This window comes from Flavobacterium olei (assembly GCF_039749035.1).
GTDB classification, from domain to species: domain Bacteria; phylum Bacteroidota; class Bacteroidia; order Flavobacteriales; family Flavobacteriaceae; genus Flavobacterium; species Flavobacterium olei.
The window spans coordinates 605786-620155 of the sequence record NZ_JBDKWC010000002.1; the positions used below are offsets into that span (position 1 = coordinate 605786).

10 protein-coding genes and 2 tRNA genes are annotated in these 14370 nt (G+C 34.3%); 4 read left to right on the plus strand and 8 right to left on the minus strand.

Translation table 11 applies throughout. The annotated features are described in order from the left end of the window. Positions 1-32: 32 nt before the first annotated feature. From ABEB31_RS06585 to map, 4 genes are all read right to left on the minus strand, one after another. Positions 33-2933, minus strand: a complete 2901-nt coding sequence (locus tag ABEB31_RS06585) for a DEAD/DEAH box helicase (protein WP_347050552.1) — start codon at positions 2931-2933, stop codon at positions 33-35. 135 nt (positions 2934-3068) lie between these two features. Then, positions 3069-3842, minus strand: coding sequence for a methyltransferase domain-containing protein (locus ABEB31_RS06590; RefSeq protein WP_347050553.1), 774 nt, complete (start codon positions 3840-3842; stop codon positions 3069-3071). A gap of 45 nt (positions 3843-3887) precedes the next feature. Next, entirely contained in the window at positions 3888-4283 is a 396-nt protein-coding gene (locus ABEB31_RS06595; RefSeq protein ID WP_347050554.1) for a GxxExxY protein, read from the minus strand. 75 nt (positions 4284-4358) lie between these two features. Continuing rightward, complete coding sequence (map, locus tag ABEB31_RS06600; protein ID WP_347050555.1) at positions 4359-5177, minus strand: type I methionyl aminopeptidase; 819 nt, start codon at positions 5175-5177, stop codon at positions 4359-4361. A 208-nt stretch (positions 5178-5385) separates the two neighbouring features. Here map and ABEB31_RS06605 point away from each other — a divergent pair, with 208 nt between their 5' ends. After that, on the plus strand, positions 5386-6636 hold the full coding sequence (locus tag ABEB31_RS06605; RefSeq protein ID WP_347050556.1) for a DUF445 domain-containing protein: 1251 nt from the start codon (positions 5386-5388) through the stop codon (positions 6634-6636). A 220-nt stretch (positions 6637-6856) separates the two neighbouring features. Here the strand turns inward: ABEB31_RS06605 and gpmI are convergent, their stop codons facing one another. Continuing rightward, positions 6857-8374, minus strand: coding sequence for a 2,3-bisphosphoglycerate-independent phosphoglycerate mutase (gpmI, locus tag ABEB31_RS06610; protein WP_347050557.1), 1518 nt, complete (start codon positions 8372-8374; stop codon positions 6857-6859). Between the two features lie 140 nt (positions 8375-8514). Continuing rightward, positions 8515-10950, minus strand: coding sequence for a DUF5916 domain-containing protein (locus tag ABEB31_RS06615; protein WP_347050558.1), 2436 nt, complete (start codon positions 10948-10950; stop codon positions 8515-8517). 299 nt (positions 10951-11249) lie between these two features. Here ABEB31_RS06615 and ABEB31_RS06620 point away from each other — a divergent pair, with 299 nt between their 5' ends. Continuing rightward, positions 11250-11972, plus strand: a complete 723-nt coding sequence (locus ABEB31_RS06620) for a murein L,D-transpeptidase catalytic domain family protein (RefSeq protein ID WP_347050559.1) — start codon at positions 11250-11252, stop codon at positions 11970-11972. Here the strand turns inward: ABEB31_RS06620 and ABEB31_RS06625 are convergent. Further along, positions 11961-13544, minus strand: a complete 1584-nt coding sequence (locus tag ABEB31_RS06625; RefSeq protein WP_347050560.1) for a L,D-transpeptidase family protein — start codon at positions 13542-13544, stop codon at positions 11961-11963. The genes ABEB31_RS06620 and ABEB31_RS06625 overlap by 12 nt on opposite strands. A gap of 1 nt (position 13545) precedes the next feature. Beyond that, positions 13546-13983 carry a GNAT family N-acetyltransferase gene (locus tag ABEB31_RS06630; protein WP_347050561.1) on the minus strand — a complete coding sequence of 146 codons (438 nt, stop codon included), beginning with the start codon at positions 13981-13983 and terminating at the stop codon, positions 13546-13548. A 135-nt stretch (positions 13984-14118) separates the two neighbouring features. Here ABEB31_RS06630 and ABEB31_RS06635 point away from each other — a divergent pair. Beyond that, a tRNA-Gly gene (locus tag ABEB31_RS06635) sits at positions 14119-14191 on the plus strand. Positions 14192-14296: 105 nt separating this feature from the next. Continuing rightward, positions 14297-14369, plus strand: a tRNA-Gly gene (locus tag ABEB31_RS06640). Position 14370: the final 1 nt, after the last annotated feature.

Sequence of the window (14370 nt, forward strand, 5' to 3'; positions counted from 1 at the left end):
TATATAACGAAAAATAAGCCAATCTATTGGATTTAATTATCAGAATCCAGAATATATTTTAAGTTGCTTTCTATTTCGTTGTTAATAAAATTTTCTTCTAAAAGCGAATCCGACAATAATTTTTTATTCTCCTGTAATTTTATAATTTTCTCTTCTACTGTATTTTTAGATATAAAACGAATCACATTTACTTTATTCATTTGTCCGATTCGATGTGCTCTTCCCACTCCTTGTTTCTCTGCGAAAGGATTCCACCAGGGATCTAAAAATAAAACATAGGAAGCTTTGGTAATATTCAAACCAACGCCCCCCGCTTTAAGCGAAATGAAAAATAATAAAGGCTCCTCTTTCTCCTGAAACTGTCTGACCTGCTGCTCTCTTTTTGCAGAAGGTGTTTCTCCGGTAATTTCACAAAACGCAATTTTATTTTGCCTGCACCAGTCGGTATAAAAATGCAAATTGGTAACAAACGAACTAAAAATAATCGCTTTTTGTTTTCCTTTTACTAAACTTTCCAGATAGTTTGTAACGGCCATATATTTTCCCGAATCAATCTCAGATTCCTGATCGATCATTTTAGGATGATTGCTCAGCTGTCTTAATTTCATTAAAGTATTTATAATACTTATTTTGTCTGGACCTGATCCGTCTGTTTTTAATAAAAAATTACGGGCTTTGGATTTTTCTTTCTCGTATAATTTTTCCTGCTCCGGATCCATGTCGCAGTAATAAATCTGCTCGGTTAATTCTGGCAAATCTTTTAAAACCTGTTCTTTGGTTCTTCTTAAAATATAAGGCTGGATGAGGTTTTTTAATTCCGTAAGAACTTCTTCATTCTGTTTTTTCTCAATCGGGTTTTTAAAATGCTCTGTAAAAAAAGCATAACTGCCCAGGATATCCGGATTTATAAACTCCATTTGCGACCATAAATCGTCAAGCGAATTTTCGATCGGAGTTCCGCTCAGCGCAATTTTATGACCTGTACTGATTTTATTAATCGCTTTGAAAATCTTAGAATTTTTATTTTTGATGTATTGACTTTCGTCTAAAATCAAATATCGGAAATCGTATTTTTCTAAAATCGAAATGTCACGATGAATGATGCTGTAACTCGTAAAAATCAAATCAGTCGAATTTAATCTGCTGACTAATTGTTTTCTGTCGTTGCCTACATATTGCATTTTCGAAAAATGAGGTGTAAACTTTCCCGCTTCATTGTACCAGTTAAAAACCAGTGAAGACGGCAGCACAATCAACGCCTTTAATGGTTCTCTTTCAATAGTCGTTTCGTTGGCAAATAAGTCAAAATTGGTGGTTTTGGTCGTAAAACCCAATTGTTCCTGTACGGCAATTAAAACGGCTAACGTCTGCAGTGTTTTTCCAAGTCCCATATCATCGGCAAGACATGCACCGAGATTAGAATTATAATGACTTAAAAGCCATTTTACGCCATCGAGCTGGTAGGGTCTTAACGTCGCTTTTAATAATTCGGAAGAAGTATATTCTGCTTTACTGATCACCTCATTTTGGATTTCGGGAATAGCATCTAAAGCTGTAAAATTAGTCTTCCGTAAAAGAATCGCTCCGTTTTCAGTCTTTGCTAATTTTGCCAGAGAACCGTATTTGCTAAACCATTCCAGCGGGATTAAAAAATAGTTCCCGTCCGGCAATTGGAAAAGTCTTTCCTTGCTTTTTAGATTGGGAATAATTTCGGTGAAATTGACAGTGTAATTTCCAATAGTAATGATTATCCGGATATCGAACCAGTCGCCAGTGGTCTCTTTGGAAGCAGAAACAGTATGGTTTTCGGTAATAATTTCTTTGCTTTCGAGTTTTAGATTTTCGATAGTAAAACCTAAACTTTCCAGTTTTTCCTTATAATCTATAACCAATTGAATATTGGCGAAAGGATCTTCAATTTCTGATTCTGATTTCCACCCAAATAATTCATTTTTTATTTTTATAAATCCAATTTCATTTAGTTTTTCAGCATATAAATTTTCGTCAGCACTTCTTTTAAACTGAATTATTTTGGGTTCATTAATTATGCTGAAATCAACAAAAGAATGTGTTTTCTTTGTTTTGCCCGAATCAAAAATATAGCCGTTATAATCAAAATAGAGATTAAGATAATAACAGTTTTTAAAGAAATCATAGACGGGCTGGATGCTGCACGAAATAATTTTGTCGCGAAGCTCAATTTCAAAACCATTTGCTTCGATATCAATTTTTTTTGCGATCTGCGGAATAAAGCTTTTGAAATAATCATCAACTAATTTGGCGGGGATTTCAATTGATTTTTTCTTTAGAAAAGGCATCAGTTTCTTAGAATTAAGCTCTTTTAAACGACCTAATTTCTTGTTGACAACCAGCCAGCCCGGCTCATCCAAAATAATTTCGATATTGCTATCCATTGGCAGAAAAGTAATTTCGTTTTCTTTTAAAGAAAGGGTATAGGTAATTCCCAGATCATGTTTGTCAAATTGAATCTGAGGTTCAAATTCAGTTGAAGTAACAGTGATTTTTGCACGATAAAAATCTTTTTCAGGTCCGATATTCAGGCATAACGGAAATTGTTCCTGCACAATTAAATTGTAAAAAGAACTTAAATGAAATTTTAAATGCTGACGAATCGCAAAGTCAATTTTGGAATCTTTCTGTAAATCGGCAATTGTTTTGGCAGATTTTATTTTTGAACTAAATTTTTTGAAAATAAATTCCGGTTTTAAAGATTCGCAAGACGTCAATATTTTTTTGGTATTGGAATCCAGATTTTCATAAACAATTCCAAAACTTTCGATTACATCTCTAGTCGCTTTTTTGTTTAAATATTTAATTTCATCGATTCCTTCAATAATATATGCCGTCGGAAGATAGACATTCAGGTTTTTATCAAAACTGATGTCAAAACAGAATTGAAATAAATTTTCCAAGATTTATGGTTTGGTTTAGTAGAATTTTGGGGAATTCTGTAGGTTTAAAAAATAAATACTAATCAGCAAACAGAAAAAATCTATTTATTGATTAGTATTTAAGAATGTATTTTTATTGCTTATTTGGTTTAAAAACTAATTTTCCGGTTTAAAGCAAAGGGGGATAATTTCGCCTTTAGCCAGACAATATTTTTCAACCAGTTCGGGAGCAATTTTATTGGTATAATCTTCTTCTATGACAATAAAACCTATACTTCTTAATTTGTCAAAATAATCACGTCCGTAAACACGTACATGATCATATTGTCCAAATATTTTGGCACGTTCTTTTTGGTCTGTAATAGAATCATCTGCAAAAGTTACCGCTCTGTTTAAATCCTGTGGAATTTGCAAAACAGCCATTCCGCCAGGTTTTAAAACTCGAAATAATTCCTGCATGGCTTTCGTATCGTCCGGAATATGTTCTAAAACGTGATTACACAATATAACATCGTACTCATTATCTTTAAAAGGAAGATTACAGATATCTGCTTTTACATCTGCCAAGGGCGAAAGTAAGTCTGTTGTGGTATAATCCAGATTTTTCTGCTTGCGGAATCTTTTGTAAAAAGCCTGTTCCGGAGCAAAATGCAATACTTTTTTCGGTGCTGTAAAAAAATCAGTCTGATCGTTTAAATACAGCCAGAGTAAACGGTGTCTCTCCAAAGAAAGCGTACTTGGCGAAAGCACATTGTTACGCTGTTTTCCGTATCCGTAAGGCAAAAATGATTTAAAACTTCTGCCATCAATAGGATCTGTAAATTTATCTCCTCTTAAAGAGAAAGCTAAAATCGGGCGGGCCACATAACTCATACGAATTAATAATGGTCTTGGAATGGTATTTAAAACTAATTTAAAAAGTTTTTTCATGTGGGGTTGTTTCGCAGAGTTACACAAAGTGAACACAGAGTTTCGCTAAGTGTTTATAAATCTTTTTATGTTATTTTTTAAAATTTTTGAATGAAAATTAATAAGCAAACCCAAAGGATATTCACCAAGTTTTAAATAAGTTAATATCTGTGCAAAATGTACATCTGTAAAAGTTTCGACAGTTTTTAGTTCGATTACAATTTTGTTTTCAATTAACAGATCAATTCTATAACCATGATCCAGTTTAATATCCTTGTAAATTATAGGTAAAATTTTCTGCCTTTCTACGGCTAATCCAGCATTTACAATTTCGTAATATAAACATTCTTGGTACGCAGATTCTAGTAAACCAGGCCCTAGTTGTTTGTGAACTTCAATTGCTAAACCTATAATTTTATATGAGATAGTATTTAGTTCGTCTTGCGATACTTCATTTTTCAAATACATTTTTCAAAAGGCGTATAAAATAATTTTTGTGTATCTCAGCGTATATCTTTGTGAATCTTCGTGGAATTCTTACAGTACTAATGGCACTTGTCTAAACTCATCTTCTTCATTGCTTACAATTCCTAAAGCTTTGTAGATATATTGGAAAGTCGATAACAATTCTGGTTTACCGTCTATCAAAGCAACGTCATGTTCGAAATGAGCACTTGGCTTTCCGTCTGCAGTCAGAATTGTCCAGCCGTCTTTAAGTTGTTTGATGTTTCTTGTTCCCATATTGATCATCGGCTCAATTGCGACAACCATTCCTTCTACAAAAAGTTTTCCGCGTCCGCGTTTTCCGTAGTTTGGCATTTCCGGTTCTTCGTGCATTTTCTGCCCAACGCCGTGTCCGACCAATTCACGAACAACGCCGTAACCGTGAGCTTCCGTATATTTCTGAATCGCATTTCCAACATCTTCCACACGATTTCCGGCTTTAAATTCTCTTATACCAACATAAAGAGATTCTTTTGTTACCTGGAGCAATTTTTTAACTTCAGGAGCAACTTCACCAATCTCAAAACTGTAAGCGTGATCTCCATGGTAACCATTTTTAAATGCACCACAATCTACTGAAATAACATCACCACTTTTAAGAGGGACATTATTAGGAATACCGTGAACAACCTGAGCATTAGGACTCATACAAAGCGAATTCGGAAAATCGTACAAACCAAGAAAACTTGGTACGGCACCATGATCGCGAATAAATTCTTCGGCTAATTTATCAAGATATAATGTAGTAACTCCCTCTTTAATTTCAGAAGCAATCATACCTAATGTTTTTGATACGATTAAAGCACTTTCGCGCATTAATTCGATTTCCTCTCTAGTTTTTTGGATAATCATATTTTTTCCATTTTCAGTTCGCAAAAGTACAATTTTTAATGATATTTTTTGGTGTTTTTTTGCCACGAATCGCACGAATTTTCACGAATAAATGAATTGAAATTCAAAATAAAATGAATTAGTCAAAATTCATATAATTCTTTGAAGCTTTTTTTAGATAATTATTTCATCAAAAAGCCTTAAATTAGTAGTAAAAACGTTTACGATCATGGAAACAATCACAGATCAGGATATAGTTAAAGTGAAAGCTTTACGTAAAATGAAGCAGAATGCTCTGGCACTTTTAGGAATTGCAGTTTTACTTTTTATCATTGCTATTTATTTTAAAATTCCAATACTTCAGGCTTTTAGTGAAGCCGCAATGGTAGGCGGGATCGCCGACTGGTTTGCTGTGGTCGCTTTATTTCGTCATCCTTTGGGAATTCCGATTTGGCATACCGCAATTATTCCGACCAAGAAAAATGAGATTGGTGAAAATCTGGGAAACTTTGTCTCAGAAGAATTTCTGAACAAGGAAAAACTGGAAATTAAATTAGACGAATTTAACTTTGCTTCTAAAGCTTCAGATTGGCTTTCGCAGGGGGAAAATGCCAATAAAGTGGCAGACGTTGTGGCTGTAAACATCATTCCCGGAATTTTGAAAGCAATTAAAGACGAAGATATAAAGCGCTTTATTCAGGTTCAGTTTAAAGAAAAAATGGAAGGTATCAATTTTGGTAACTGGGTTGCGGTTGCATTGGAGCCTTTGCAAAAAGGAGATCTCAAAAATCAAATGCTGACCAATCTTCTGGAAGTAATGAGCAGCGAACTCACAAATAATAAAGATTTAATTAGACAAAAGGTAAAATCATCAACTCCGTTTCTCAGTTTCGGCCTCGCGGATAAAAGTATAACAGAAGGTGTTTTTAATGGTTTGCAGGATTTTCTGGATGAAGCTAAAAATCCTGAAAGTGCAGTACGTTTAAAAATTGACGAATATATTTTTGACTTTTTAGAAAAAGTAAAAAACTCAGAAGAAATGAGAATTAAAATCAACGATGTGATTTTAGGTTTTGTCGGAAAAAAAGAAGTCCAGGATTATATTAACGGAATTTGGGACGAAATAAAACTTTCTATCACAACTGATTTAAATAAAGGTGATCATTCGGCCATTAAAAACAGTATCGCAGGATTAATTCAGACTTTTGGAAATGGCTTAAAAGAAGATCCCGTTATGTTTGAAAAAATAAACAGTTTCATCAAAAATGATCTGCTGGCTGTTCTTTTGAACAACAAAAAAGTAATTGGAGATTTGATTTCATCCACCGTAAAAAGCTGGGACGGAAAAGAGGTCTCAGAAAAACTGGAATTAGAAATCGGAAAAGATCTTCAGTACATCAGAATCAACGGAACTTTAGTTGGGGGTATTATTGGACTTATAATTTTTGGTGTGGAGCAATTGTATCATTTGTTATTGTAAATTGTCAGGCTGAGCAAAGTCGAAGCCTTTTTGCATCATAAGCCTTCGACTTCGCTCAAGGTGACAATCAGATAAATCATATAAAAATCACTTATAGGATTTATATAAAAAAAATAATCTCGCAAAGTCACAAAAACGCCAAGTTTATAATTCTTTGCGACTTCGCGACTTTGCGAGATTTTATTTAAGTGAACTTACATCACTCTTATAAGTTCGAAAACTACAACAACGAATGACAAGTCATTGCATTTGGCTGCTGAACGCCCATTAATTCTAAAATAGTAGGAGCAATATCACCTAACACACCATCCTGAATATTTTTTAAGTGTTTGTCAACTAAAATAATCGGCACTGGGTTTGTAGTGTGTGCTGTATTCGGACTTCCGTCAGGATTAATCATTGTCTCGCAATTTCCGTGATCGGCAATTACGATTGTAGTGTAATCATTCGCAAGCGCAGCTTCGATAACTTTCTTAACACAAACGTCTACAGCTTCACAAGCTTTAATTGCTGCGTCCATAATTCCGGTGTGTCCAACCATATCGCCGTTTGCGAAGTTTAAACATACAAAGTCAACTTCACCTTTGTTCAATTCAGGAACAAGGGCATCTGTAAGCTCATAAGCACTCATTTCCGGCTGTAAATCGTATGTTGCAACTTTTGGAGAATTTCTCAAAATACGAGATTCGCCTTCAAAAGGAACTTCACGTCCGCCAGAAAAGAAGAAAGTTACGTGCGGATATTTCTCCGTTTCTGCAATTCTGATTTGCTTTTTACCTGCTTGTTCTAAAACCTCACCAAGAGTTTCGGTAATATTATCTTTATTGTAAACTACTTTTACGTTCTGGTAAGTTTCGTCATAATTTGTAAGCGTTACATAGTAAAGGTTTAATTTGTGCATGTTCTGCTCATGGAAATCCTGTTGTGATAATGCTTCGGTAAGTTCGCGTCCGCGGTCTGTTCTAAAGTTGAAGAAAATTACCACATCACCTTCAATAATAGTAGCAAGAGGTTTTTGTTCTTCATCGACCATTACAACCGGTGCGATAAATTCGTCTGTGACATCGTGCTCATAGCTTTCAAGAACGCTTTTTACGGCATTTGTAGACGGAATCCCGATTCCGTTCACCACTAAATCGTAAGCCAATTTAACACGTTCCCAACGTCTGTCGCGATCCATTGCATAGTAGCGTCCAACGATTGAAGCAATTTTTACCGGAGTATCTTTAATATAATCTTCCAGATCGTGAATGTATTTTGCTCCCGATTTCGGGTCAACATCGCGTCCGTCTGTAAAAGCGTGAACATAAACCTGATCTAAACCATATTCCTGAGAAGCATCGATTAATCCGCGAAGGTGTGAAGTATGTGAGTGAACACCACCATCTGAAACTAATCCTAAAAAGTGTACTTTTTTATTGTTGTTTTTAGCATAAGTAAAAGCGTCAATTAAAACCTGCTCTTTTGCTAAAGTTTTATGTTCTACGGCTAAGTTTATTTTAGCTAAATCCTGATATACAATTCTTCCGGCGCCAAGATTCATGTGTCCAACCTCGCTGTTTCCCATTTGTCCTTCAGGCAAACCAACGTTTAAACCGTCAGTCCTTAGCTGGGCGCTTGGGTAATTTTTATAAAGACTGTTTATAAAAGGAACATTTGCATTGTCTATTGCAGATACTTTAGGGTCAGGAGATTTTCCCCAACCATCTAAAATCATAAGGATAACTTTTTTGTTCATTACTTTTTTGTTTTCTACAAAGATAAGTCATTTCTAAAATTGGCAAGAAAGCTTTGTTACATTTATATTTAATAAAATGAAGCCTCATAAAAAATAGTAATTTAATTATAGAAGTCTTTATTTTTTAAAATTAATTCACGCTAAGCTCTTTTTCTTACTTTATTTTTGACAGCATTATAGTCAATAAAATATTTTACACTTATCGAAAAGATGTGTTTTAATGCATCATTATTTAAAAGTCCCGAAACGTTATGTCTGAAATCTTTATCGATAATGCGTTCAAAATTAGAAGCGTTGTTTCGGTATAATGCAGAAAGCTGACTTCCGGGAGCAAACCACCACGAATAAGATAAATCTGCATTCCAGGAATAAAAACTTGAATTTTTATTGATCGTATATTGCGGGTAAGCAATAAAATCTCCATCTTGCTGCAAAGCCAAAATGTCTTTATTATCGGCATACGACCAGTATTGGCGAACAGAGAGATTAATAGTCATTGCGCTGTTTATCGCGTACTTACCTCCAAGAGTATTAGAGTAGGTAATTACATTTCGGTTTGCAAAAATGATCTCGTTTGGAGTATTTGAATTCTCATCATCATCGATTTGATCGATATAGCCTTTATTGTTATTCTTTCTCAAATAGCTAAAGAAATAAGTCAATAAAAGTTTGTCGCTAAAGCGGTATCTCGGACCAATATCAAAACCATAAGTTAGTCTTTCCGATTCATCAAAAATATTCAGAGTACCATTAAGATCAATCGCAAATTTATGATTGTAATTGGTCGAAATACTTCCCCAGGATTCTATTTTTCTGGGAATTACAACATATCGGTTTTCTGCACGCGGTTCGTAATAATCGTTGATTTCCAGTGGATAAAATGTAATTCCACCGCCGTAATAATTATTTTTTATTGTGGTAAGATTTAAATTTGCATTGATGCTGTTATCCTGTAGTTTTCCGGATTCCTTATTAAATTCGGTATACATATTATAGTTAATTCTAAAAGTATTAAAGCGTTTTGTTGGTTTTAGAATTCTGTAATTGGCATTTCCGTAAAAGTTATAATAATTAGTGTAAAAGTTGATTCCGAGATCATTAGGATCAAAATCTTTCGTTACAAAATCAGAACCCACACTGTATCTGTAATTCCCACTTGTTTCTGCCAGACTTACAGTGGAATAAAAACCATTTTTATCTTCAAAATCATTAATATGGCTGTATTTTACATTACCAAACAAACTGTATGTGTTGGCTTTAGTGTTGAGATCCCAAGCAAGGCCGGTAACATTTGCATCTCTAAAATGGCTGTTTCTTGTCACATTCGTATTGATAAAAGTTACCGATGAATTTTTTCTAAAACGCTGATCCAAAACCAAAACATTATAATTAGTTAAAGGCTCTACCACGACGCGTCTGGATTCTTCCGTTTCAGTATTTTTTATAACAGCAAAAGTTTTTTCTGTCACGGCATTCAAAACACCAATCCCTAATCCGTTTTTGGTTCTGCCGGATAATTTTAAGGCATTCACCAGATTAACGTTGGCGGGTAATTCTAAAATTTCTTCGTTCTCGTTTAACGAAGGATCTACAGAGGGCGCGCCTCCAATTCTTCTCGAATAAAACATATTTCCTTTACTGAATAAATCTGTTCCTTCTGTAAAGAATGCGCGGTTTTCGTTAAACTGCTGTTCAAACGGACCAAGATTTAGAATCTGATCGTCGTATTTTGTCTGCCCAAAATCGGGAATTAAAATAGCATCAATGGTAAACGCATCGTTTATACCATATTTAATATCCATTCCGCCTTTCATGGTTCCGTAAGTTTTTTGTCCGTCTGCAGCATTTAAGTAGTAGGAGGCATAAGGCATAAAAAACAATCTGGTGGGCGGTTTAATATTTTCAATTCCCTCCAGAATTCCGGTTTGTTGTGTAAAAGTTCCTATTTTGCTGTCGACAAAATTCCAGGTATATTTAAAACGTTCCCGTTTAATTTCTCTGAAAAAATTAATTCCCCATGTTTGTTTGTTTTCTGCAGAAAAACGTAAGGCTGAATATGGAATTTTCATTTCAACAATCCATCCGTTTTCTGTTACTGCAGCTTTACTGATCCAGACGGCGTCCCAGGAATAATCTTCGCCATTTGCATCGGTCATAATGCAGTCGCCCTGAACATCGGCAGCAGAAACGTAAAACATAAAATCCTGCTGGCCGTCGTTAAAGCCATTTATAAAGACGCCAAAAAGATCTGCAGTGCCGAAATTATCACGTTGTGAAATTTCTTTCAGAATCTTAGCCGGCTCATTATCGTACATCATTGCGCCTATATAAATCGCGTCATTATTATATAAGACTTTAATTTCGGTACGTTTTTCATACGGAATTGCTTTTCCGTTATCGGGCTCGAGCATTACAAAATCTGTAGCAATCGGAGCACTTTCCCACGCCTGCTCTTCTAATTTTCCATCAATGAAAATAGACTGCGAAGTAACCTTCGCCTGAATCGTTTTTTTTGAATTCTGACCATAACTAAATAATGCAGAAAAGACAAAGTAGAAGAAAATGATTTTTTTCATTGATTTTGGAACCGAATAATAGAAAAACAACATTAATGTAGCCATAATAGACATCAATTTGTTCTATTTGTTAGACAGAAAGTTTCAAGATTTCCACTTTTTTTATTTTTTTTTAAGAAAAATCGTAAAAATGTTAAGATTTTACCCATAAGAAGAAATCTTACATAAATCACGTTTTTATGTTAATTATGTTAAAATTTAGGCAAAAAACGCCTGAAAACCAGCATTATATTTTTCACGGGTCGATTTTTTTCTACTTTTGCCTTACCCAAATTTTTTGTTTAACCTAAAGAAGTTCAATGATTTACAAAATTTATCCACTATTTGTGTTTTTGCTGTTGTCTTTTGGAAAAGATACAAAAAACACTACTGATCTTAAAAATGCTACTGTAAAGACAATCGCTAAAGTTGAGAAAGTAACGGTTGATTCTAAAGTTGAAAGCGTTTACAATGCCTTAAATTCTAACAATTACAAAATGCCTGAGCTTAAAACTTTTTCGGAGGCTTTAAAGGGATTTTATTTGTTGAAAGAAAAGGGAGTTATCAAGAAAAATATTTTGACACTTATTGATTTTAGTATGTCATCAAATACCAAACGTCTTTGGGTAATTGATTTAACAACTAACACCATTTTGTTCAATTCTCTTGTAGCACACGGAAGAAATACTGGTGAAGAATTTGCTTCTGCATTTTCAAATCTTAATTCATCATTTAAAAGTAGTTTAGGTTTTTACTCCACTGGTGAAATATATCAGGGAAAACATGGTGCTTCTTTGCGTTTAGACGGATTAGAAAATGGCGTAAATGACAATGCACGCGAAAGAGGCGTTGTAATGCATGGTGCAGATTACGTATCCGAATCTTTCATCAGAAATCATAAAAGACTTGGCAGAAGTCAGGGTTGTCCTGCGCTTCCGGTAGAAATGACTAATGAAATCATTCAGTTAATAAAAGACAAATCGTGTTTATATATCTATCATCCATCGAGAACTTTTGCGATGGAAGAAAGATTAATTTCTTAATTTATCATATAAATCCGAATCTAAGTTATAAATATCAGCTCTAAATTGGAGCTGATTTTTTTTGCTCCATGCCGTCCAGTACCATTGATATAAAGCATATTTCTTTTTGATTTTAAAACTCATTGTTTTCTTGCTTGCAATAATGGTATCAATTCTGTCCTGAGGCCAGTTCCCTTCCACATCCAAAATATGCTGTGCCAGTTCCAGAGGGTTTTCAACACGTACACAGCCCGAACTCATAGAGCGGTTGTTTCTTCCAAAAATATTACGGTGGTTCGTGTCATGAAGGTAAACCGTGTGGTGATTTGGAAATAATATTTTTACCAGTCCCAACGAATTATTGTATCCCGGACTTTGTACATACCGATAATTGTTTGGCTTGTTTTCGTTCCAGGCCATTGGGTCAACAACATTTCCGGACGAGTTATAAATCGTGATGTTTTTCTTTGCCAGGTAATTTCTGTTGCGTTTCATAGCCGGAACTACGTCTTCTTTTAAGATAGTAGGAGGAACGGTCCATGTTGGGTTAAAAACAACTGTCTTAAGGAAAGAGGTGATAATGGGTGTTCTTCTTTTTGCAGTTCCCACTACGACATTTCGCACCAAAGTAGTGTCTTGATTTTCAACTACGTTTAAGCTGTAATCCGGAATATTTATTATAAAATAGTTTTCGGCCAGCTCAGCATTATACCATCTCCAGCGTTCTATATTCGCTATGATTTGCTTTTTTCTGCTTTCCTTAGAATGATTTAAAGCGCGAATAGTCCCCGCACCAATAACTCCGTCAGCAGCAAGGCCATGTCTTTCCTGAAACCTTTTAACGGATTCAAAAGTTTTTTCGTCGTATATTTTGGTAAGACTGTCCTTTCCGGTCATGTCGTTCCAGTACAAAAGCCTTTTCTTAATAGAAATCAGAGCAGCATTAGTATCGTTTAAAACAATTTTTTCAGCAGCTTCTATCGTTTTTATATCATCCTCCGGAAAAGTATTAATAATTTCTAAAGCTTTTAATAACTGCTTGTAAATTTGTGTTTTAGGTTGAATATGTTCTACTATACTGTCTAATTTATTTTTATTGAAAGCTTTAATAAGAATAGTATTGACGTCCAATTTTTTTTCGTCTAAATCCCAGTTGTTATAAAGTTTTTTAGGATCTAATTTACCTTTATGAATATGGTTTAGATACTTCTCAAAATTATACGTCAGTAAAATATCGTAAGTTCCCAGATCCTTATCGCTAAGGGATCCAATTTTAGTTTCAAATTTTTTAAGCTGGGCAGTTCTATAATCTTCAGGCTCTAAGCCAAGTAAATCAGATTTCTCTAATTGTGACAAAACGTATTGTCGCTTTTTAAGATTTCCCCAGACGGTCTGATTTTCAGATGCTATATAAAATTGTTTTAGAGTTTCACTCTTAAAAGTATTCAGTAATGCTGTATCTATTTCAACTTTTCTCTCATCGGTAAGAATAATTGCGGGGGTACTTTTTTTGACAATAGGAGTATCTTTTGGCGTGTCTTTTTTACAGCCAATAAAAATGCATATTACTACCAAATAGTAAAGTTTTTTCATATTATAACTTTTTAAACATCAAATAATGCTCGCCAACATCCTTAATATCAAATGATTCACCTTGGGGTTGGTAATTCAGTTTTTGATAAAAGCCAACAGCTGCTGTTCGGGCGTTAAACCAAATCAATTCCACTTTGTTAGCATTGCAGTAGGTTTCACAATGTTTGACCAAAGCTTCGCCAAATCCTTTTTTCTGATGCGTTTCTAAAACCGCCATCCCTCGAATCTGGGCCTGATTTTTTTGGGCAAATATAGTGTTGATTTTATTAAACAAGGAAATAATTCCTATTAAATTTTCATCATCAAATAATCCAAAATGATGTGTTGTTTCTAAATCGTCACCCTCAAAGATGCAACTCTCAATGGGTTTTCCTTTTCTTAAAACAGGTTGTCTAACGATATAAGTGTCTTTTGATGAAATTTCTTTGATTGTAATCATGATTTTTTGAAAAAATATTGCTTTTATAACTTTTTAATTTTAAATAAGTTATAAATAATTATTGATTTAAATTAATTTTTTTTGAGAAAAAGCTTGTTTTGAACTTAACTTTCTTTTTATATTTGCACAACCAATGCGAAAGTAGCTCAGTTGGTAGAGCTCCAGCCTTCCAAGCTGGTTGTCGCGAGTTCGAGCCTCGTCTTTCGCTCTAAAAAATAAAAACATTTTGTTTCTGTTTTTTTTGCAAAAAGTAAATATTTTTGATTTTTATTTTTTTAAAGATTAAATTTTTTTATATTTGCACCCTGTTAATGCGAAAGTAGCTCAGTTGGTAGAGCTCCAGCCTTCCAAGCTGGTTGTCGCGAGTTCGAGCCTCGTCTTTCGCTC

Excerpts from the sequence above, each read along its gene's own strand:
- ABEB31_RS06590 (WP_347050553.1), bottom strand. The coding sequence starts at position 3,842 with ATGAAAAAACTTTTTAAATTAGTTTTAAATACCATTCCAAGACCATTA.
- map (WP_347050555.1), bottom strand. The coding sequence starts at position 5,177 with ATGATTATCCAAAAAACTAGAGAGGAAATCGAATTAATGCGCGAAAGT.
- ABEB31_RS06605 (WP_347050556.1), top strand. The coding sequence starts at position 5,386 with ATGGAAACAATCACAGATCAGGATATAGTTAAAGTGAAAGCTTTACGT.
- gpmI (WP_347050557.1), bottom strand. The coding sequence starts at position 8,374 with ATGAACAAAAAAGTTATCCTTATGATTTTAGATGGTTGGGGAAAATCT.
- ABEB31_RS06615 (WP_347050558.1), bottom strand. The coding sequence starts at position 10,950 with ATGAAAAAAATCATTTTCTTCTACTTTGTCTTTTCTGCATTATTTAGT.
- ABEB31_RS06620 (WP_347050559.1), top strand. The coding sequence starts at position 11,250 with ATGATTTACAAAATTTATCCACTATTTGTGTTTTTGCTGTTGTCTTTT.
- ABEB31_RS06625 (WP_347050560.1), bottom strand. The coding sequence starts at position 13,544 with ATGAAAAAACTTTACTATTTGGTAGTAATATGCATTTTTATTGGCTGT.
- ABEB31_RS06630 (WP_347050561.1), bottom strand. The coding sequence starts at position 13,983 with ATGATTACAATCAAAGAAATTTCATCAAAAGACACTTATATCGTTAGA.